The organism is Undibacterium sp. FT79W (genome assembly GCF_014284215.1).
GTDB lineage: Bacteria > Pseudomonadota > Gammaproteobacteria > Burkholderiales > Burkholderiaceae_D > Undibacterium > Undibacterium aquatile.
In genome coordinates this window covers 1-20,336 of the sequence record NZ_JACOGB010000003.1, presented here as the reverse complement: position 1 = coordinate 20,336, position 20,336 = coordinate 1, and the positions used below count along the sequence as shown (strand labels likewise).

Genomic DNA, 20,336 nt, shown 5'->3' with positions numbered 1-20,336 from the left:
GGGGATAACGGTGATTTGATGGGGGAAAACGTTTCAGTTTTGCGGTGAAGTATTTTCAACTGAGCGTTTCTGTTTCGACAAAACGTTCGCAAATAAACTGCCGTAGCCATTGATTACCGGCATCCTGGTGATAGCGGCGGTGCCAGAACAAATTCGTTTGCAGCGCTGGCAAACGCAGCGGTGGCTTGACATACGTCAAACCAAAAGGCGCTGCCGCCCGCTCCGCCAGCTTACGCGGCACGGTGACCAGTAAATCATTACTGCTGACGATATACGGAACAGCAACGAAATGCGGCACTTTAAAGTGGGCGTGGGGATGGATGCCCGCTTTTTCCAGACGTTGATTGATACTGATATACGGTTCCTCTTGCGAAGCGACGATCAGATGGCGTGCGGCAACAAATTCCTTCAGTTCCAGCGGCTTGCCCGCCAACGGATGTGTCTGCCGCAACATGCAGACATAATTTTGCCGGAATAAACGACGTTGATACCAGGCATCGGATAAATCATCAAACGCACCAATCGCCAGATCGACACGGCCAGATTCCATTTCTGTTTTCAGATCGATGCTGCCAGCGCGTACCGTCGATATTTTTATCTGCGGTGCTTGCCGCAGCAATTCCTCCACCAGCAAAGGCATGAAATAGACTTCCCCGACATCCGTCATGGCGATGGTGAAGTGGCGTTTCGAGCTTGCCGCATCAAAGCTGTCTTCGCTGTTTAGTGCCTGCGTGATATGGCTGAGTGCGAGTGCAACGGAATCCGCCAGTTGTGCGGCGCGTGGCGTCGGCTGCATGCCGTTGGCGGTGCGCACAAACAGTTCATCATCAAAACTGCGTCGCAGCCTTGCCAGCGCATTACTGACCGCCGGTTGCGACAGGCCAAGCTGACGCGCCACCAGCGAAATTTGTCTGCTTTCAAAAATATGCTGAAACACCACCAGCAGATTCAGGTCGATATCTTTGGCTTCTATCATGCGCGTCTCTAATTATTGATTTGATGAATGGTCTGTATTTCTGTATTTATATCGTAAAAAACACCAGGCTGCAGTAGAGTTCCAGAAATTCTCCTATTTCCTGACAGGATGGCCCTATGAGCATGCAAGATATCCTTCGTTATCAGACTGGTTTTGCAAACGAATTTGCCAGCGAAACATTAGCTGGTGCGTTGCCGCAACACCAGAATTCTCCGCAACAATGCGCGTACGGTTTGTATGCCGAACAGGTGTCCGGTACGGCGTTTACTGCACCACGCCATGCGAACCGGCGTTCATGGTTGTACCGCATACGTCCGGCGGCAATGCATCAGCCGTTTCAGCAAGTCAGCAATGGCAATATGACGAATGATTTCAGTCAGATGCCATCGACACCGAATCAACTACGCTGGGACCCGCAACCTATGCCGCTGACGCCGACCGATTTCATTGATGGCTGGCTGACGATGGCAGGCAACGGTTCTGCTGATGCGCAGAGCGGTTGCGCGATTCATTTGTATGCGGCAAACCGCGACATGAGCACGCGTTTCTATTACAACGCCGATGCCGAATTACTGATCATTCCGCAGCAAGGGCGCCTGCATATACTCACCGAGCTGGGCCGCATGAATATTGAGCCGCAAGAGATTGCCGTGATTCCGCGCGGCATCCGTTTTCAGGTGCAGTTGCCGGATGGCGAGGCGCGTGGTTACGTTTGTGAAAACTTTGGCAGCATGTTTCGCTTGCCCGATCTGGGTGTGATCGGCTCGAATGGTCTTGCCAATCCGCGCGATTTTCAGACGCCCATCGCGTGGTATGAAGATAAGGAAGGCGATTTTGAATTGCTGGCCAAATTCAGTGGCAATCTGTGGTCGGCAAACATCGGCCATTCGCCGCTCGATGTGGTCGCCTGGCATGGCAATTTCGCGCCGTACAAATACGATTTGCGTCATTTCAACACCATAGGCTCTATCAGTTACGATCATCCGGACCCGTCGATTTTTCTGGTATTGCAATCGCCCAGCGATACGCCGGGTGTCGATACCATTGATTTCGTGATTTTCCCGCCGCGCTGGCTGGCTGCGGAAAATACCTTCCGCCCGCCCTGGTTCCATCGCAATATCGCGAGTGAATTTATGGGGCTGATTCATGGACAGTACGATGCAAAATCCACCGGTTTCCGTCCGGGCGGTGCGAGTTTGCATAACTGCATGAGCGGCCATGGCCCCGATGCGTCCACGTTTGAAAAAGCCAGCAGCATTGATACCAGCACGCCGCACAAAGTCGCAGACACCATGGCGTTCATGATAGAGACACGCAATATTATTAAGCCGACCCGCGCCGCAATGACATCGCCGCAATTACAGGCCGATTACTATCAATGCTGGCAAGGCATCAGAAAAAATTTCAATCCGCAACAAGCGTGAAAACAAGTGTGAAAGACAGCATCACCATGACGATACAATTGAATGAAACCCACAATCCCGAGCTGCGCAGTTGGGTTGCATCGGCGAATCAGCCTGACAGCGATTTCCCTATACAAAATCTGCCTTTCGGCGTATTTCGTCGCCACGGCAGCCATCAGGCTTTCCGCATCGGTGTGGCGATCGGCGATCAGATTCTTGATCTGGCTGCAGCCCATGCGATACACGCATTTGCAGGCTATACCGAATTGCAGGGCGGGCACTTTACGGCAGCGGTCAATGCACAACATCTGAATGCGCTGATGGCACTCGGCGCGCCAGTCTGGTCGGCATTGCGTCTGGCTTTATCGCGCGTATTGCGGGCCGATGCGAAACATCTGGCCGCATTGCAAAACTGCCTGCTGCCGCAGAGCGCGGCTGAATATGCCTTACCTGCGCAGATCGGCGATTACACCGATTTCTACACCTCGCTGCATCACGCAACGGCGGTCGGAAAACTATTCCGTCCCGATAATCCGCTGCTGCCGAATTACAAATGGGTGCCTATCGGTTATCACGGACGCGCATCATCGATAGGTGTGTCCGGCCAGCAATTCCGCCGCCCGGTGGCACAAACCAAACCGCCGACAGCAGAGACACCGGTATTCGGCCCGGCCAAGCGCATGGATTACGAACTCGAAATCGGCATTTTCATCGGTCAGGGCAATGCACTGGGCGATGTGATTAGCATGGATCAGGCCGAATCACATGTGTTTGGCTTGTGCCTGCTGAACGACTGGTCGGCACGCGATGTGCAGGCCTGGGAATACCAGCCGCTCGGCCCTTTCCTCGCAAAGAATTTTGCCTCGACAATTTCACCCTGGATCGTCACGCTGGAAGCGCTGGCGCCGTATCGTCAGGCGTGGCAGCGCGATGCGGCTGACCCGCAACCATTGCCATATCTGGATGCGCCGGATCTACGCGACAGCGGAGCGTTTGATATTCAGCTCGAAGTCTTGCTGCAAACCGAAAAAATGCGGGCTGACAGCATCGCGCCACAACGCTTGTCCACATCGAATTTCCGTGATTCTTATTGGACGGTCGCGCAACTCGTCACGCATCACACGGTCAATGGTTGCAACCTCAATCCCGGCGATCTGCTCGGTTCCGGCACCCAATCCGGCCCGGCGCCGGAAGAAGCCGGTTCCTTACTGGAACTGACCGAAGGCGGCAAAAAGCCGATTGCACTGAGCAATGGTGAACAAAGGCTGTTTCTGGAGGATGGCGATACCGTCATCCTGCGCGGCTGGACGCAAAAACAAGGCCTGCCGCGCATAGGTTTCGGCGAAGTCGCCGGTACTTTGTTGCCTGCCAGAAGCTGAGGTCTGGCGTTTGAAATGCGCATGATGACGCGGTAAAAAAAGGAAGCTCGCGGCTTCCTTTTTTTTATGCCGTATGATATTCAGCGCGAATTGAGTCTTGTTTGTTTAACCTTGTGATTCATTCTTCCTTCAGGAAATAGGAGCTATGCTGAAAATTGTCGGTAACACTATCATTCAGGAAAAACATAAAGCGACTTGCCATTGCGGTGCCGTGGAATTAGAGCTGGATCTACCCAATGGCATAGTCGATGCACGTCGCTGTGATTGTTCTATGTGCCGGCGACGTGGCGCTATCGTTGCTTCTGCTCCCTTATCTGGAATCAGGATAGTCAAAGGGATGGAATTTCTGAAGTTATATCAATTCAATACCTTCACCGCTAAACACTATTTTTGCGCAAACTGTGGGATTTACACGCACCATCAACGCCGCTCAAATCCTGAGCAATACGGTTATAACGTCGCTTGCCTGGAAGGCGTGAATCCATTTGATCTTCGTGATGTGCCGACCAATGACGGCGTCAATCATCCGGCAGATCGACAACGGGCTGCCTCGGAAAAATGATTCCTTGTACGCAGTGAATGAATTCTTTGAGAACAGTGCAGGGCAACGATTTTCTGAAACCAATTGCTGCTCATTTGGCTGATCTGTGCTTATACTAAGCAAGCCAATCTGGTCAGATCCTGAATGTAGGGACATTCAGGCGTTCAGTAGCTTAGTTGAGGAGATGATGATGGGATTATTCGATTCAATTGCAGGACAGGTGTTGGGCTCGTTGACGCAGTCCGGTCAGGCAGGCGCAACGCAGCATGCGGGGTTGTTGGAAGCGATAGGCGGTTTGATGAATAATCCGCAGATCGGCGGCCTGAGCGGTTTGATCACCATATTTCAGGAAAAAGGGCTGGGTGGCGTGGTTTCCTCATGGGTCGCAACCGGCGAAAATCTGCCGATATCTGCTGAGCAGTTACAGTCGGTACTCGGCAGTGAACAGGTGCAGGCGATCGCTGAAAAATTTGGATTTTCCGCTGAGGAAGTGTCGGGTCATCTGGCAGAACTGTTGCCTCAGGTCGTCGACAAGTTAACGCCGGACGGCACTGTGCCTGAAGGCAATGCGATGGGCGATACCCTGGGCAGTGTGTTGGGGATGTTAAAGGGCATGAGCCGCTGATCGCAGCGTTTTGTTGATAACGGAATTTTGTACAATATGAGCCTGTGAATCGTTGATCGTTTCACGGGCTCAGTTTTTTGTGCTTGTATGGATAGCGTGCAGCAGTGAAGACGACAATTGAGCGAACTGAAATCATGCCCAAAAAATCTTATCCCTTGGCCAAAGTCTATGGCTTGCTGGAACCGGGGCCGGTGGTGTTGCTGACGACGGCGGCTGCGGGGCGGGCGAATGTGATGACGATGTCGTGGCATGCGATGCTGGAATTCGAGCCGCCGCTGCTGAGCTGCGTTGTCAGCAACCGCAATTACTCTTTCGATTTGCTGATGGCGATGCGGGAATGTGTGATCAATATTCCGACCGCAGAGATTGCGGAACAAGTCGTGCAATGCGGTAATGTCAGCGGTGCGACGGTCGATAAATTTCTGCAATCCGGGCTGACGCCGGTCGCCGCAAAAATGGTGGGTGCGCCGCTGATCGCTGAATGTTATGCGAGTCTGGAATGCCGGGTGGTGGACATTAGCAGGGTCAAAAAATATGGTCAGTTTGTACTGGAAGTCGTCAAGGCGTGGCGTGATCCGGCGGTGACGGCGCCACGCACCTTGCATCATCTGGGTTACGGCAAATTCATGGTTGCTGGCGACATCATTCAGTTGAAATCGACCATGCGTTAATGGCTGCGGCTGCCATTTTTCAGCTATTTCCGGCCCCAGAAGCGGAAAATATACTGGGGGGAGTATATTTTAAAGCCCTTTGTTTATAAGGAGATAAAGGCAAAATCGCCATATACTCCCATAAAAACATCAATTTCTGAGGTTTTTTCTGGCTTTTCAGGCTGATTGTTTCGACGTGCAGGTCGATTCAAATTGCTGCTGCAAGGCATCGAGAAATACTCTGGTGCGCGCCGGCATCAGACGACGGCCGGGAAAGACTGCCCAAAGTTTGATATCCGGCGATTGCCAGTCGCCGAGGATGCGTATCAGTTCGCCCGATTTCACATAGCATTCGGCAAAATTATCCGGCAGCATGATGATGCCATCGCCGTTGCGCGCGAGGCGCGTCAGCAATTCCGGCGAATTGGCGCTGGCGCGTCCGGGTGGAATGCCTTCCCATTTTTCTTCATTGCGACTCAGTTTCCACGGCGTTGCTTCGCCATTGCGCGCCAACAGCAGCAAAGCATCATGCTCCATCAGCGCTTCCGGCTCGCTGGGTAAGCCGTGCCGCGCGATGTAGGCGGGCGACGCGTATAAACCCACCGTGAATACGGCCAGCCGACGTGCGGCGAGCGAGGCATCGTCCGGCAGATCGCCGGTGCGGATCGCGACATCGAAATTCTCACCGATCAGATCAACACGGCGCGGTGACAAATCAATTTCAAACGCAATCGCCGGATGTGCGGCGATCAGCGCAGATAAAAACTGGCTCATTTCCTGATTCGCAAAATCGGCGGGCATCGAGACCCGCAGGCGTCCCGATGGTTCGGCCTGGCGATGCTGGGTCAGCGCCAGAGTGGCATCCACTTCTTCCTGCACATGCTGCGCGTGCTGCAAGACATGCTGCCCGAATTCGGTGACGCTGAGTTTGCGGGTCGTGCGCAGCAGCAGCCGTTCACCGAGTTGCGATTCGAGTGCCGTGATGCGGCGCGACAAAGTCGATTTCGGTACCGCTAAACGGGCAGCCGCCTTGCTGAAGCTGCCTTCAGCCACAATGCGGGCAAACAGTAAAAGATCATTCGCTTCCAGTTGCATCGTCGTTCTCTTTTCGCCTGATTTTTTTGTGGGAGTTTGGGGAAACTGACTGATAAACAAGCCATTGTTCCATATTTGGGATAATGATATCCAATTTATGGTCTTCTGGAATATGATTGGAACATATAAAGTACGTTCATGGTCATCTGATCCTTAACCACTTTATCGAAGGCAAGAAAATGAAACTCTTACAAATCAATTCCAGCGTCCGTTCCGAAGGTTCCCATTCCAACCGTTTGTCTAAAGTGCTGGTCGAGCGTTTGCTGACAGCAAATCCGGGCGCAGCGCTGACGGTGCGTGATCTCGGGCATACGCCACATCCGGCACTCGACGAAGCGGCCTTGCAAGCCTTGTTCACACCAGCCGATCAGCGCAATGCGGCGCAGCAGGCGCGTGTGGCACAAGATGATGCGCTGATCGCAGAAATTCAGGCAGCAGACGTGGTCGTGCTCGGCGCACCGATGTATAACTTCGGTATTTCGTCCCAGCTGAAAAACTGGATCGATGCGATTTCCCGTGCTCAGGTCACTTTCCGTTATACCGCGAATGGCCCTGAAGGTTTGTTGACCGGCAAAAAAGTGTATGTGGTGCTGACCCGTGGTGGCTTGTATCGCAACACAGGGAATGACACACAAATGCCTTACCTGAAGACTTTCTTCGGCTTCCTCGGCATGACCGATGTGGAATTCATTTATGCCGAAGGTCTGGCAATGGGGCCGGACGCCGAAGCGGCAGCGATTGCTTCAGCGACGCAACAAATTGAAGATGCACTGAAAGCCTGATTGCCATCTGGCGCAATCAGTTACAAGGAGAATCAGGATGAGCACTGTACATACAGATCTGCAGACAGAAAACGTCAGCCAGTCACGGGTGGTGGAGCAACTGGTTGCCGGTCAGGCGACCTCCGATGGCGCCGGCGTCAAACTGACGCGGGTACTGACCCAGCCGTTCCAGTATCGTCTTGATCCTTACCTGATGCTGGATGCGTTTGGCAGCGACGAGGCGGATGATTACATCGGCGGCTTTCCCGACCATCCGCATCGCGGCTTTGAAACCATCACCTATATGCTGACCGGGCGCATGCGTCATCGCGACAGCGCCGGGAACGAAGGTTTGCTGCAAAACGGTGGCGTGCAATGGATGACCGCCGGGCGAGGCGTGATTCACTCAGAAATGCCGGAACAGGAAGAAGGCCGTATGGCAGGTTTTCAGTTATGGCTGAATCTGCCTGCCAAAGACAAGATGATCGCGCCGTGGTATCGCGATATTCAGAGTGAAGCGATTCCTGAATTGCTGACCGCAGAAGGCGTGAAAGCACGCGTGATTGCCGGGCATAGTCATGGCGTTGCCGGTGCGATGCAGCGTGAAGTAACGCAGCCTTTGTATCTCGATATTCACCTGCCTGCCGGTACACAATTCCGCCAGCATCTGAGTGCGACGGCCAATGCGTTTTTGTATGTGTATGAAGGCGAGCTGGACGTTGCTGGCAAAGCCGTACCACAGCAAAGAATGGCGATCCTGAAAAAAGCAGCAGAGGCGGATGGCGTTATCATCAGCGCCGCTACAGCTACCCGGGCCTTGTTAATTGCCGGTGAGCCGCTGGGTGAACCGATAGTGCAGTACGGGCCGTTTGTGATGAATAGTCAGCAAGAGATCTTCAAGGCGATCAGCGATTTCCGCGAAGGGAAACTGGCCTGAAACGAACGCAGCAAAGAAAATAAAAAAGCGGACATGAACTGACTTCATGCCCGCTTTTTTTATGTCAGTGAAAAAGACTTAATCGTCCTGATCCAGATGCAGTTGAATCACGCCGCTGGTTGGCGTGGCGCATGGCTCTTCGTCAAATGCGATATCGCCATCGGGATTGACTTCGCCGTTTAGTTGCAGATCGGTGAAGTTGAACAGGTTTTTATCCATCAGATGGGAAGGCACCACGGTCGATAAGGATGAGAAAATATTCTCTACGCGACCCGGATATTTCTTATCCCATTCACGCATCAGATTTTTGATCTGTTTGCGTTGCAGATTTTCCTGCGAACCGCACAGATCGCAAGGAATGATAGGGAAATTTTTGACCTGTGCATAACGCTCGGTATCGGCTTCTTTGACATACGCCATCGGGCGAATGACGATGTGCTTGCCATCATCGGATTGCAATTTCGCTGGCATACCTTTGATTTTTCCGCCGAAAAACATATTCAGGAAAAAGGTTTCCAGAATGTCGTCACGGTGATGGCCGAGTGCGATTTTATTTGCGCCCAGTTCATCGGCAACGCGGTACAGAATACCGCGGCGCAGGCGCGAACACAGCGAGCAGGTGGTTTTGCCTTCCGGGATCAGGCGCTTAACGATGCTGTAGGTATCCTGGTTTTCGATGTGATACGGAATACCGATTTTTTCCAGATACGCTGGCAAGACATCGGCCGGAAAGTTGGGTTGCTTCTGATCGAGATTGACCGCGACGATATCAAAATGGATAGGTGCGCGTTCACGCAGCGTCATCAGGATATCGAGCAGCGCATAGCTGTCTTTGCCGCCCGAAAGACAGACCATGACTTTGTCACCGTCTTCTATCATATTGAAATCACCAATCGCCTGGCCGACCTGACGGCACAGACGTTTGTGCAGTTTATTGTTTTCGTAGGTGATTTTTTCCTGCGATTTAGTCACAGCACTATCTGCCGCTTGCTTGCTGTCGGCAGCCTGCTCATTGAAAGAGACGTTAGTTACTTGCATGGGGTGACTCAAATTTCTGTTTTGATCTGGAATACTTCAACACCGACGCCTTCGCAATCGGGATACACATCCGGCTTCATGGTCGATACACGCACAGCGCGCACGCGCGGATGTGCCAGCATGATACGGGCAACGTCGTCACACAGGGTTTCCTGCAAATGCACATGACCCTGCGCAACGCGGGCGGCAATCGTGCCGCGCATGAAATCGTAATCGACGACTTCATCGAGCTGATCGTCTTTCGGCGTCGAGAGTGCCAGCGGGATATACAGATCGACATTGATCAAGACGCGCTGTTCGCCTTTTTTCTCGAACTCGTGCACACCGATGTTGATCGATATTTCGTAGTTCCGTAAAAACAAGCGGCGGCAGTCAGCGAGTTGTGGGTGGTGCAAAATGGATAGCATAAGTAGCCTGATAAAGTAAAAACGTGATTCTGGGTAGCGTATCAGCGGGTAAGCTGTGGCAAGCTTATCGCCAGGCCGACGTATTATTCGTATTAATCTTAGTTCGTATTATTCGCAGTGGCGACAAACATCACATCGCGCTGCAAAGGAATTAAATGCTGGCCACCATCAACCAGCAGGGTCGTACCTGTCATGGCCGGGCTGTCAGCCACAAAACAGACTGTGCGCGCGATATCTTCCGGTGTACTGGAGCGACCCAGCGGCGTAACCTGATGCGCCTGCTGAAAATCGGCCTCGCTCTGATGACCAGACACCATCGTAATGCCGGGCGCGATACCAACCACCCGTACTTTCGGTGCCAGCGCCTGTGCCAGTGTCGTGGTCGCGCATTGTAGTGCAGCTTTGGACAGGGTATACGATAAAAAATCGGGATTCAGATTAAATAATTTCTGATCGAGCAAATTAATCACGCAGGCTTGCTGGCCCGCAGCGGTGGCGGCATGCAGCACCTGCGCAAGGATCAGCGGTGCGCCCAGATTGGCGTGCATGTGGCGGTCGAGCGCGGCATAGGTAAAGCTGCTGGCGCTGTCTTCGGCAAACAGGGACGCATTATTCACCACGCAATGCACGGCACCCATCGCGGCAATCGCCTGCGGTAACAAAGCGCGTGTCGCGGTTTCATCGGCCAGGTCGCACTGCAAAGCGACTGCGCGTCGCCCCAGCGCCTGAATTTCCTGTACCACGCTGGCGGCATCGGTGGCCGAGGTGCCGAAATGCACGACGATATCCCAGCCTTGTTGCGCCATTGTCAGGGCGATATGCCGCCCTATGCGTTTCGCACCGCCGGTAACGAGGGCAACACGCGCCTCGGTGTTGTTGAGCTTGGTCTGGGTCATGGAAATTCTTTAACGTGACTACGGGGTTTTTACTACAATGCCGGTATGCAAAAATTATCTCTTCCTATTCCTGCGCCGGAGGCGCTCGCAGCTTCACAGGCACTGCAACAGCTCATCATTGACGACATCAGGCAACATCAGGGCTGGATCCCTTTTTCGCGCTACATGGAACTGGCCTTGTATGCGCCGGATCTGGGTTATTACAGCGGCGGTGCCACAAAATTAGGCAAAGACGGCGATTTTACAACAGCCCCGGAAATGTCTGCTTTGTTCGGTGCGACGCTGGCCACGCTGGCGGGCAAATTATTCGCCCAAACCACCGCGCAAGTCATGGAATTCGGCGCCGGTACAGGTAAGCTCGCCAAAGATTTTTTAACGGAGTGTCAATTATCCGGTATCGCGATAGAACGCTATTTTATCGTGGAATTGTCCGGCGAATTGCGCGCCCGTCAGGAAGATTTGCTGAAAGACTTTCCGCAGGTGGTCTGGTTGCAGGAAATGCCAGTCTCATTTTCCGGCATTGTGCTGGGCAATGAAGTGCTCGATGCGATGCCGGTCGATCTGGTGCGCAAGACCGCCGATGGCTGGTGCGAGATAGGCGTGGCGCTGGCGGACGACGGTGACGCAGCGCCTCTGCAATACCGCGAACGCACCTGCGACGCTGCAACATGCGCGCAGATTCCCGATGCCGACGAGCTGCCGCTTGCTTATCTGACTGAAGTGCATGCGGTGGCCAGCGGTTTTATGCACAGTCTGGCGCAGATGCTGAATGCCGGTTGCGCAGCGACTGGCAAAGGCGGCGCGGCGATCCTGATCGATTACGGTTTTCCGGCGCAAGAGTATTATCATCCGCAGCGCTCGCAGGGCAGCCTGATGTGTCACTATCGCCATCACGCACATCCTGATCCGTTTTATTTGCCAGGCTTGCAAGATATCACCGCCCATGTTGACTTTACTGCCATGGCGCGCGCGGCGCTGGAAGAAAATTTGTCTGTATTGAGCTACACCAGTCAGGCCGGTTTTTTACTCGAATCGGGCATTGCAGACCTGCTCAGCCGTACCTCGCCGGAAGAGGTGATGGCTTATCTGCCGCAGGCGAACGCGTTGCAAAAACTGATCTCTCCGGCGGAAATGGGTGAGTTATTCAAAGTCCTTGTGGTCGGCAGCGGGATTGATCTTCCTGACAATTTACTGCGGCACGACCGCAGTCACCGTCTTTGATCGCGTGCGGACGTGAAAATAGGCGTCCAATATACTGGGGGGAGTATATTTTGAAGCCCAGTGTTTATAAGGACATAAAGGTGTTTTTGATGAAAACAGGGGGGAGTATCTGATGTTTCGTTGGGTATTGACGATATTTCTGGCCGTCGTGGTGTTTTCCAGCCTGCTGCCGTGGCTGGAAAAACTGGGCATAGGACGCTTACCCGGCGACCTTCGTTTTCGCTTATTTGGTCGTGATTTTTCTTTTCCGTTTGCCTCGACGATACTGATTTCGCTGGTCGTGTTGTTGCTCGCGCGCGTCTTCAAGTGAAAGCAATAGCGCAGAAAAAATGCCGATTTTGCACCGATTTTGCAGCGTTGGCCGATTAAAGTTTTTACGCTATTTCGCCGTCACTTTAATATAATGAATCGACAGGCGTGGCAGCAATCAGGAGGTTGCTGAACTTATATCAGCATTGCTATCTGATATGTCTTACTAGCGATTACAAACAAAAAATTACGCTAAAGGTAGAAATGAGCGAACTCAGCGAAATCAGGGCATTGCTCATTGAACCGCATCAGGGAATGCGGGTCAGTTTGCACAATATGCTCAATCTGTGTGGCATTACAAAAATCGAGCACTCGCTGACTGCCGGTACTGCAGTGCGGACCATACAGGCAAAAGTATTCGATCTGATTCTGTGCGAATACGATCTCGGCGTCGGTCAGGACGGTCAGCAATTGCTCGAAGACATGCGCCATCACAAGCTTGCGCCTTTATCGACCATCTTTATTATGGTGACCGCCGAGCGCTCTTACGCCAAAGTCGTCAGCGCCGCTGAACTTGCCCCGTCTGATTACCTGCTCAAGCCATTTACTGCTGACATGCTGCTGGAACGTGTGGTTCGCGCGCTGGAAAAACGCAAAGCTTTTGTCGATGTGTATAACCTGATGGAACAGGGCCAAGTGAGCGAGGCGATTACCGCCACCTACCACGGCGAACGTGAATTTCCGCGCTACGTGATTGATTTCATGCGCCTGCGCGCCGAACTGCATGTGGTACTGGGCGAAGCCGCAGAAGCCGAAGCGCTGTACACCCAGCTGTTTGAAATGAAAGCCGTCGCCTGGGCTCGTCTGGGGCTGGCGAAAACGCTGTACATGCAGGGAAAATATCAGGAAGCGGAAAGCATCCTGAAAAATCTGGTCGCGGAAAACAGCAAGTACATGGATGCGTATGACTGGCTTGCCAAAACACATGAAATGGTTGGCCAGCTCCCCGAAGCGAAAGAAGTGCTGGATACGGCGGTCGCCGTTTCGCCGCACGGTGTACGCCGCTTACGTAATCTGGGCCGGATTGCGATGGAAACCGGTGACATCGAAACCGCAGAAAACGTGTTTAAAAAAGTCGTCAGCAAGGCAAAATTTTCTGAATTCCGTGATCCTGAAGATCACATGAATCTGGTCGATGCACTGGTCAAAAAAGGCGATACCGATCAGGCTAAATCGGTGATCCGAGACATGGACAGAAGTATGGTCGGTCTGAAAAAGACCGCGGCCTGCCGCGCGATTTCAAATGCGATGGTGCATGCCAAAACCGGTGACGCGAGGTTGACCGAAGAACTCGGTGCCGCCGTCGAAGCCTCGCGCGAAGACATCGGTTTATCGACCGGTGCCAAGATCGGTCTGGCGAAGAGTTGCCTTGATAACGACAATGAAGACGCGGCTTCCGAAATTATTCTCGACGTGATGAAAAATGCGGCGAGTAACCAGCAGGTCATGAACAAGGCGATGGGCGTGTTTGAAAGCGCCGGCAAAGGGCATCTGGCGAAAGAGCTGGCACAGCGCAGCAAGAAGGAAGTTATGGATCTGGTGGCGCTGGGTGTGCAAAAAGCGAAGCAGGGTGATTTCCGCGGCTCGGTTGAGCTGATGACGGCCGCTGCCCGTAAATCGCCGGACAATTCACAAGTGGTGATGAATGCTGCGCTGGCGGCATTGAAATGTCTGGAAAATCTTGGCTGGGACAATACTATCGGTGAGCAGGCGAAGGCGCTGATCGAATCTGCGCGTCATCTTGATCCTATGAATCCGCGTCTGAAGGCGATTCGGGGTTTATATGATGAGCTGCAGAAAAAGTATGGTTTGAGTATCAGTCGTTTTACAAAAAATTAGATCGATTGCCATATCTGCCAGCCGTATCGGCGATTGATCGAACGGCAGGCAGGAGTCGCACAGTATCTTGTCGAATTCATTGGCTGCACACGCAGGAACTATGGCAACTTATCCAACAGCAGGTTTTTCTCAGATTCCCCTCGAGTCGCATCGCGAGCGCTTATTAAAAAAAATCCGAGACGAAAACGATTTACCGACACTGGGTGTCGCGATCGCTAAAGTCGTTGAAATTACTTCGTCCGGCGAAGACTCGGTTTCCCGTCTCGCGCATTTTGTCTTGTCGGATGTCGGCCTGACGCAAAAAATATTGCGGCTGGCAAATACGGTGCAATACCGGACTGCGGCTGGCGCTGCGGTGACTACCATTTCACGCTCGATATTTCTGCTCGGATTCAATACCGTTAAAACCAGCGCTCTGGCGATGCTGCTGGTCGATTTTTTCAAAGATCAGGCGCAGGCGATCAGTGTACGTAAAGAGCTGATTCATTCTTTGTGCGCCAGTATTATCGGCCGCGAAATTGCACAGCGTGGGCGTTTTCAGGATGGCGAAGAAGCGGCGGTTGCTTCCTTGTTCAAGAATGTCGGCAAGGTTCTGATTGCCTCGTTTGACCACGGATTATTTTCTCGTATCCAGAATGTTGCCGCCACCGGAGAAACCAGTGAGGATGCGGCATCGGTCTTGTTGCTCGGCTGTAGCTTCGAGCGTTTTGGCGAGCTGGCGTTGCAAGGCTGGAAAATTCCGGATGCGATTATTCAGGCGATGGCGCCGTTGCCTTCCGGCGAGCTGCGCAAGAGCACGCAACGTAATGAATGGCTGAAACAAGTGGCAAGCTTCAGCGATGCGCTGGCCGGTATTCTGATTTCGGGTGTCGGCGATAAATCAGCCCGTTATGAAAAATTGCTGAAGCGCTTCGGTAAAGTGCTGGAGCTGGATCAGGCGATGCTGGACGATTTGTTGCTCAAAGTTGAAGCTGAGACCCGCCAGATGGCAAAGAGCATGGATATTGCCTTGCCAGAGGCGAATGCAGAAGCGCCGGAATTATTGAAAACGCTGGGCGTTCCCAGTGAATTTTTGCTGAAGACCGCCGAAGTCACTCCCGCGCAGGAAGCGATTCGTTACCCCAGCGGAAAACCGCACAACGCGCGTGATCTGTTGCTGACCGGCGTGCAGGATGTGACGCAGATGCTGACCTCCGATGACTATAAATTGAATGATCTGATCTTGCTGGTGCTCGAAACCTTGTACACCAGCATGGGATTTCGTTTTGCCACAGTCTGCCTGCGCGATATCAGCAGCGGGCGTTATGTCGCGCGGCTGGCGGTTGGTGAACATTATGCCGAACGGCAAAAGAGCTTTTTCTTCGGCGGCAAATCCGAGTCTGATTTATTTGCGCTGGCCTTAAGCAATAATGCTGACGTGATGATTTCGGATGCGATGGTGCCAAAAATCCGCAGTTTATTGCCAGCCTGGCATCAGGAATTATTACCGGACGCCCGTAGTTTTATTATTTTGCCGCTGGTCATACAAAAGAAGCCTCTAGGCTTGTTTTATGCGGATCGCGCGACCACCGCGGATGAAGGCGTGCCGCCGGATGAAACCGCTTTGATCAAGACCTTGAAAAGTCAGTTACTCGCCGCGATGATGCGAGGCTGATTTTTTATTCTACGATCTGCGGCTGCCTGCGGTGCAGCGGCTACAATAGTTTTTTTTTGCAGTTTAATTTCAGCGCTCGTCGCTATTGATGATTATGACTTTTTCTACCTGGTTTGCCTTTCTGATTGCCGCTTGTGTAATCGCTATTTCCCCTGGTTCTGGTGCAGTGTTATCAATGTCGCATGGGCTGAATTACGGCGTCAAAAAAGCCAGTACAACGATACTGGGCTTGCAGGCTGGCTTGTTGTTGATTCTGGCGATTGCCGGGGCAGGGGTGGGTTCGATTCTGTTAGCGTCAGAATTCGCGTTTAATATCGTTAAAATCGTTGGTGCGCTGTATTTGATTTATCTTGGATTTAATCAATGGCGTGCGCGGGTAGAAGTGGTGAAGGAAGAAGAAAAAAACGTCACGCTGACACAGTTGCCCACTGCGCGCCGACGTTTCCTGATCGGATTTTTTACAAATACAACGAATCCTAAAGGCATCATTTTTATGGTGGCGGTGTTACCACAATTTATTTCGCATGATGCGCCGTTGTTGCCGCAGCTTTGCATACTCGGGGCGACTATGTGCGGCGTTGATCTGATCGTGATGCATAGCTATGCGTATGCCGCCTCGACCATGCAGAGATATTTCAGTGATCCACGCTGGTTAAAAAGCCAGAATCGCTTCTTCGGCGGGATACTGATGGCGATTGGGGCTGCGCTGTTTTTCGTCAAACGCAGTCCGTCCAACTGATTTGCTTTAGTTCAGCTCAATACCTTGTTTCTTGGCGAGAGAATCAATGTCTTGCCAGATGGTCATTTGATTTAACAAGCGGGTTGCCGGGTCCAGCATGGCATTCAGATTGAAGAAGCGCTCCAGCGATGTTTCATCAAATTGACTGCGCTGAGAAAAATTAATGCGACCGTATTGCTTATTGAAGGCATTCAGTAAATCTGCCGGTGTGTCTTTGTGCCACGATTGCATCAGGCCACCGACCATCAACGCTGTATCGGTGGTTTGTTCCAGACTGCGTGGATTTCTGGCAACGCTGATATCGCGGTAATCGAGCAGGCGCGGGAAATAGAATTGTTTGATCCAACTCGCCGGAATTCCGCCTTCTCTTTGCAAAGAACCACTGCGCCAGAGTTTCCAGCTTTTCTCGGCTTCACCTTCACTGACGAAATGCGTGTCTGCCAGTACGACGCAATCTTCCCCGAGCACGATTTCCAGCACGACCGGTAAGCCGGTTTCACTGGCAATGCTTTCCAGCTCCGGCATTTGCGGTTTTTCGCCGCGATTATTCTGCAGCGCCTGCACGAAAGCTGCCATGATGTCCTGATGTGCGTGATGGACCGCGCCGGTGTTATTGCAGAAATCTGCACACGCAGCGAAGTAAGCCATCAACTCGCCTATCATGATTCCTGGTATTGATGCGCCAGCGGCATCTTGCAAACCCTGGCGCACACTACTCATCGCGATACCATTTCTTAAAATCGGATAAAGCTGGGTTGTTGTGCAACCGAATTTGACGATACTGCCAGCGGCAAGTTTAAATTCACTCATGTGATGACACTTTCTTAAATAGATGCAGCACTTGCTCCGGCGGACGTCCTATGACCGCTGTTCCATTGAATGTAGCGATAGGACGTTGCAGTAATTTGGGACAATCAGCGATGGCCTGAAGCGCGCGGGAATCGTCGGCTTCCGCTAAATTTTTCTCGGCATATTCCGCTTCGTTATTGCGCAACATTTGTTGTACATCGCCGCCCAGTTGTTCCAGCAGTGTCGTTAATTGTCCGACCGAGAGCGGTGTTTTCTGGTAGTCGATGACCTTTAACTCCTGCGCGTGTTCGGCGCAGGCAGATTCGAGTATCGCCAGTGCTTCACGGGATTTGGAGCAACGCGGATTATGATAAATCGTCAGCATTTCTTTCTCTTTATAAAAAACGATCGCCGATACCCATCAGCACCAAGACGCCAAGAATAGCGAATACGCCAGCAGCAATCCAGCGGACTATTTTGAATGGAAAATTCGGCGCTGCGATTTTTCCTAAAAAGACTGCAGGAATATCAGCAATCAACATACCCAGCGTTGTACCGGCGATAACCAGGTAGAGATTCGAGTATTTTGCTGCCAGTGCGACCGTTGCCAGCTGTGTTTTATCGCCGATTTCGGCAATAAAGAAAGTGATGCAGGTCAGCGCGAAGACGCCGTATTTTCCTTCACTCAGACCTTCATCTTCCATTTCATCAGGTTTCAGTGTCCAGGCTGCAATGGCCAGAAAAGATAATCCTAGCGCCCAGCGCAACAACGTGGAGGGAATATTAGTGGCAACCCATTGGCCCAGTAATCCGGCCAGAGCATGATTGGCTAAGGTGGCAATCAATATGCCGAGAATGATAGGGATTGGTTTTTTATAGCGCGCTGCCAGTAATAAGGCGAGCAATTGTGTTTTGTCACCAATTTCGCCAACGGTGACGGCCAGAGCAGAGACGAGGAAAGCTTCCATGATTTTTATTGAGATCGGGCGCTGATAACCAATGACAGCAACACTCCGCCCGATCTCCGGTAACAGAAGTGCAACTATCAAAGGTCTTGCCAAATCCCGCGCAGATCATCGCTGATCCATTGCTGATCACAGGATCAACCGCACCATGACTGTTGAGTCAAGTATGTTGATGCGATTTCTTCAGCAAGGCTGAAGCAGGCTACTCCCCAATGAATGTGAGCGCGGATTATACTGCATAGTCGCTTGCGGACGATAGGTTTAAAAAAACGGGAACTGATTTTTATCCGGATATCTTACGCAGGTAGCGTAAATTGCTTTCCGCCGCAGACTGATAGTTGATAAACTAAAAAACGATTTACATCATTTATGGGGCGTTATGGGAAGTTACCTGAGTCATTTCATGAGTTTCTGGTCGGCCGCCGAGCTGAACGCCAACATAATCATATTCTTGAATCTGGCTGGCGCAATGTTGCTGGGCTTTGTCGTCGGCTACGAGCGCTCTTATCACGGACGTGCCGCAGGCATGCGGACCTACGGGCTGGTATGTATGGCTTCTGCAGCGTTGGTCGTGATTGCCGGCTACCCTGACTTCTGGTACGGCGGTCGCGCGATAGCGCCGGTGGCGCTTGATCCGACCAGAATTATTCAGGGAATCGTCACCGGTATTGGCTTTCTCGGTGCCGGTGTGATCATGAAGGAAGGATTTACGATCAGCGGTTTGACGACGGCTGCTTCGGTGTGGGCATCATCTGCGATCGGTGTTTTGGTCGGAGTAGGTTTTTATGCCGCGGCAATTCTGTTGGCGCTTTTGTCGGCCGCCTGCATGGTATGGGTGCATCGCCTTGAGTCTTGGTTACCTTCACAAGCGGCAATTGTGATCACGATACGTTTTAAAAAGGGATTTTTGCCGGATGAGAAAACAATGGGCGAAATGGCTTTGAGACGCGGTTATGAAATGGCCAGTGGTACGTTGGCGATTGCACAGAGTAATGGTGCTCTGGAGTGGCGTTTTGTTGCAGTCGCAATGGATAAAAAGCTTGCGCTGCCAATCAGTGTTTTATCTCAGGACTTCGAAAAATTTGACGGCGTTGATTCCTTCCAGCTGTCGCATGCACGAAATTGACTCTTTTCGACAATTTTTTTAAATAGCTCTTGACATCAGTGCTTCGGATCTCTATAGTTCTGAGTTCCCTATGGAGGGGTGGCCGAGTGGTTAAAGGCGACAGACTGTAAATCTGTTCTCTCTGAGTACGCTGGTTCGAATCCAGCCCCCTCCACCATAGGAAAGAATTTGTATTGCGGCTGAAGTGGTAGCCCCTGCGGGTGTAGCTCAATGGTAGAGCTGAAGCCTTCCAAGCTTATGACGAGGGTTCGATTCCCTTCACCCGCTCCAGTTATTTTGCATGGCTTTGTGCAGACTAAGCTGCCCTTGTAGCTCAGTGGTAGAGCACTCCCTTGGTAAGGGAGAGGCCACGTGTTCAATCCACGTCAAGGGCACCATGTAAGCTGGTGTTTCAAGTCTGAAGTCGTCGGGCGCGTGCCTGAGTATCTCATAAAATCGTTAGGAGTCCAAAATGGCAAAAGGTAAGTTCGAACGCACCAAGCCGCACGTCAACGTAGGTACAATTGGTCACGTTGATCACGGTAAAACAACATTGACAGCAGCGATTGCAACAGTATTGTCTGCAAAATTCGGTGGCGAAGCGAAGAAATACGACGAAATCGACGCAGCACCAGAAGAAAAAGCACGCGGTATTACAATTAATACTGCCCACGTTGAATACGAAACAGCAACACGCCACTACGCTCACGTTGACTGCCCAGGCCATGCTGACTATGTTAAAAACATGATCACTGGTGCGGCTCAGATGGACGGCGCGATCCTGGTTTGCTCCGCAGCAGACGGCCCAATGCCACAAACGCGTGAGCACATCCTGTTGGCTCGCCAGGTTGGTGTTCCATACATCATCGTTTTCCTGAACAAATGCGACATGGTTGATGACGCTGAATTGCTGGAACTCGTTGAAATGGAAGTGCGTGAATTACTGTCCAAATATGAATTCCCAGGCGACGATCTGCCTATCATCCAAGGTTCCGCAAAACTGGCGC

Annotated in this window: 22 protein-coding genes, 3 tRNA genes and 1 riboswitch; of the genes, 17 read left to right on the top strand and 8 right to left on the bottom strand. The window is 52.1% G+C overall.

Annotated features, from left to right (window positions below; translation table 11 throughout):
• Window positions 1-55: 55 nt before the first annotated feature.
• Window positions 56-976, bottom strand: a complete 921-nt coding sequence (locus tag H8K38_RS05555) for a LysR family transcriptional regulator (protein WP_186883820.1) — start codon at window positions 974-976, stop codon at window positions 56-58.
• Between the two features lie 116 nt (window positions 977-1,092).
• On the opposite strand from H8K38_RS05555, the gene hmgA reads away from it, so the two are divergent.
• The 5 genes from hmgA (at window position 1,093) to H8K38_RS05530 (ending at window position 5,595) form a co-directional block, all read left to right on the top strand.
• The gene (gene hmgA, locus H8K38_RS05550; protein ID WP_186883819.1) at window positions 1,093-2,400 is read left to right on the top strand and encodes a homogentisate 1,2-dioxygenase; all 1,308 of its coding nucleotides are present in this window, start codon (window positions 1,093-1,095) and stop codon (window positions 2,398-2,400) included.
• Window positions 2,401-2,426: 26 nt separating this feature from the next.
• Entirely contained in the window at window positions 2,427-3,758 is a 1,332-nt protein-coding gene (gene fahA / locus H8K38_RS05545) for a fumarylacetoacetase (protein ID WP_186884181.1), read from the top strand.
• 145 nt (window positions 3,759-3,903) lie between these two features.
• Entirely contained in the window at window positions 3,904-4,320 is a 417-nt protein-coding gene (locus H8K38_RS05540; RefSeq protein ID WP_222610773.1) for a GFA family protein, read from the top strand.
• A 169-nt stretch (window positions 4,321-4,489) separates the two neighbouring features.
• Complete coding sequence (locus tag H8K38_RS05535) at window positions 4,490-4,924, top strand: YidB family protein (RefSeq protein WP_186883818.1); 435 nt, start codon at window positions 4,490-4,492, stop codon at window positions 4,922-4,924.
• 134 nt (window positions 4,925-5,058) lie between these two features.
• Window positions 5,059-5,595, top strand: coding sequence for a flavin reductase family protein (locus H8K38_RS05530; protein WP_186883817.1), 537 nt, complete (start codon window positions 5,059-5,061; stop codon window positions 5,593-5,595).
• Window positions 5,596-5,751: 156 nt separating this feature from the next.
• On the opposite strand, the gene H8K38_RS05525 is transcribed toward H8K38_RS05530, so the two are convergent.
• The gene (locus tag H8K38_RS05525) at window positions 5,752-6,669 is read right to left on the bottom strand and encodes a LysR family transcriptional regulator (RefSeq protein ID WP_186883816.1); all 918 of its coding nucleotides are present in this window, start codon (window positions 6,667-6,669) and stop codon (window positions 5,752-5,754) included.
• Between the two features lie 179 nt (window positions 6,670-6,848).
• Between H8K38_RS05525 and H8K38_RS05520 the strand changes: the two genes are divergently transcribed.
• Window positions 6,849-7,451 (top strand): FMN-dependent NADH-azoreductase, encoded by a 603-nt coding sequence (locus H8K38_RS05520; protein ID WP_186883815.1) that lies wholly within the window; start codon window positions 6,849-6,851, stop codon window positions 7,449-7,451.
• A gap of 37 nt (window positions 7,452-7,488) precedes the next feature.
• A complete protein-coding gene (locus tag H8K38_RS05515) occupies window positions 7,489-8,367 on the top strand; it encodes a pirin family protein (protein WP_186883814.1) in 879 nt (292 codons plus the stop codon).
• Between the two features lie 78 nt (window positions 8,368-8,445).
• On the opposite strand, the gene ttcA is transcribed toward H8K38_RS05515, so the two are convergent.
• The 3 genes from ttcA to H8K38_RS05500 form a co-directional block, all read right to left on the bottom strand.
• Window positions 8,446-9,405, bottom strand: coding sequence for a tRNA 2-thiocytidine(32) synthetase TtcA (gene ttcA / locus H8K38_RS05510; protein ID WP_186883813.1), 960 nt, complete (start codon window positions 9,403-9,405; stop codon window positions 8,446-8,448).
• 8 nt (window positions 9,406-9,413) lie between these two features.
• Window positions 9,414-9,812: a dihydroneopterin aldolase gene (locus H8K38_RS05505; RefSeq protein ID WP_186883812.1), complete on the bottom strand. Its 399-nt coding sequence runs from the start codon at window positions 9,810-9,812 to the stop codon at window positions 9,414-9,416.
• Window positions 9,813-9,910: 98 nt separating this feature from the next.
• Window positions 9,911-10,708, bottom strand: coding sequence for an SDR family oxidoreductase (locus tag H8K38_RS05500; RefSeq protein WP_186883811.1), 798 nt, complete (start codon window positions 10,706-10,708; stop codon window positions 9,911-9,913).
• 45 nt (window positions 10,709-10,753) lie between these two features.
• Here H8K38_RS05500 and H8K38_RS05495 point away from each other — a divergent pair, with 45 nt between their 5' ends.
• The 5 genes from H8K38_RS05495 to H8K38_RS05475 all read left to right on the top strand — a co-directional run bounded on the left by H8K38_RS05495 (window position 10,754) and on the right by H8K38_RS05475 (window position 16,470).
• Complete coding sequence (locus H8K38_RS05495; protein WP_186883810.1) at window positions 10,754-11,929, top strand: class I SAM-dependent methyltransferase; 1,176 nt, start codon at window positions 10,754-10,756, stop codon at window positions 11,927-11,929.
• Window positions 11,930-12,041: 112 nt separating this feature from the next.
• Window positions 12,042-12,239, top strand: a complete 198-nt coding sequence (locus H8K38_RS05490) for a DUF2905 domain-containing protein (RefSeq protein ID WP_186883809.1) — start codon at window positions 12,042-12,044, stop codon at window positions 12,237-12,239.
• A gap of 203 nt (window positions 12,240-12,442) precedes the next feature.
• A complete protein-coding gene (locus H8K38_RS05485) occupies window positions 12,443-14,077 on the top strand; it encodes a tetratricopeptide repeat-containing response regulator (protein ID WP_186883808.1) in 1,635 nt (544 codons plus the stop codon).
• A 100-nt stretch (window positions 14,078-14,177) separates the two neighbouring features.
• Window positions 14,178-15,731 (top strand): HDOD domain-containing protein, encoded by a 1,554-nt coding sequence (locus tag H8K38_RS05480; protein ID WP_186883807.1) that lies wholly within the window; start codon window positions 14,178-14,180, stop codon window positions 15,729-15,731.
• 94 nt (window positions 15,732-15,825) lie between these two features.
• Window positions 15,826-16,470, top strand: a complete 645-nt coding sequence (locus tag H8K38_RS05475; protein WP_186883806.1) for a LysE family transporter — start codon at window positions 15,826-15,828, stop codon at window positions 16,468-16,470.
• Window positions 16,471-16,476: 6 nt separating this feature from the next.
• On the opposite strand, the gene H8K38_RS05470 is transcribed toward H8K38_RS05475, so the two are convergent.
• From H8K38_RS05470 to H8K38_RS05460, 3 genes are read right to left on the bottom strand one after another with little or no spacing between them, the layout of a single operon-like run.
• Window positions 16,477-17,280 carry a hypothetical protein gene (locus tag H8K38_RS05470; protein WP_186883805.1) on the bottom strand — a complete coding sequence of 268 codons (804 nt, stop codon included), beginning with the start codon at window positions 17,278-17,280 and terminating at the stop codon, window positions 16,477-16,479.
• Window positions 17,273-17,644 (bottom strand): arsenate reductase family protein, encoded by a 372-nt coding sequence (locus H8K38_RS05465; RefSeq protein ID WP_186883804.1) that lies wholly within the window; start codon window positions 17,642-17,644, stop codon window positions 17,273-17,275. Before H8K38_RS05465 ends, H8K38_RS05470 begins: the two co-directional genes overlap by 8 nt.
• A gap of 10 nt (window positions 17,645-17,654) precedes the next feature.
• Window positions 17,655-18,227, bottom strand: coding sequence for a TMEM165/GDT1 family protein (locus H8K38_RS05460; protein WP_186884179.1), 573 nt, complete (start codon window positions 18,225-18,227; stop codon window positions 17,655-17,657).
• Between the two features lie 92 nt (window positions 18,228-18,319).
• A riboswitch (yybP-ykoY riboswitch) is annotated at window positions 18,320-18,447 on the bottom strand.
• 180 nt (window positions 18,448-18,627) lie between these two features.
• On the opposite strand from H8K38_RS05460, the gene H8K38_RS05455 reads away from it, so the two are divergent.
• The 5 genes from H8K38_RS05455 to H8K38_RS05435 all read left to right on the top strand — a co-directional run.
• Window positions 18,628-19,350 (top strand): MgtC/SapB family protein, encoded by a 723-nt coding sequence (locus H8K38_RS05455; RefSeq protein ID WP_223826793.1) that lies wholly within the window; start codon window positions 18,628-18,630, stop codon window positions 19,348-19,350.
• Between the two features lie 72 nt (window positions 19,351-19,422).
• A tRNA-Tyr gene (locus tag H8K38_RS05450) sits at window positions 19,423-19,507 on the top strand.
• 39 nt (window positions 19,508-19,546) lie between these two features.
• Window positions 19,547-19,620: transfer RNA gene (locus H8K38_RS05445), tRNA-Gly, on the top strand.
• 32 nt (window positions 19,621-19,652) lie between these two features.
• A tRNA-Thr gene (locus H8K38_RS05440) sits at window positions 19,653-19,727 on the top strand.
• A 74-nt stretch (window positions 19,728-19,801) separates the two neighbouring features.
• A partial coding sequence (locus H8K38_RS05435) for a GTP-binding protein (protein ID WP_186883802.1) occupies window positions 19,802-20,336 on the top strand: 535 nt, incomplete at its 3' end.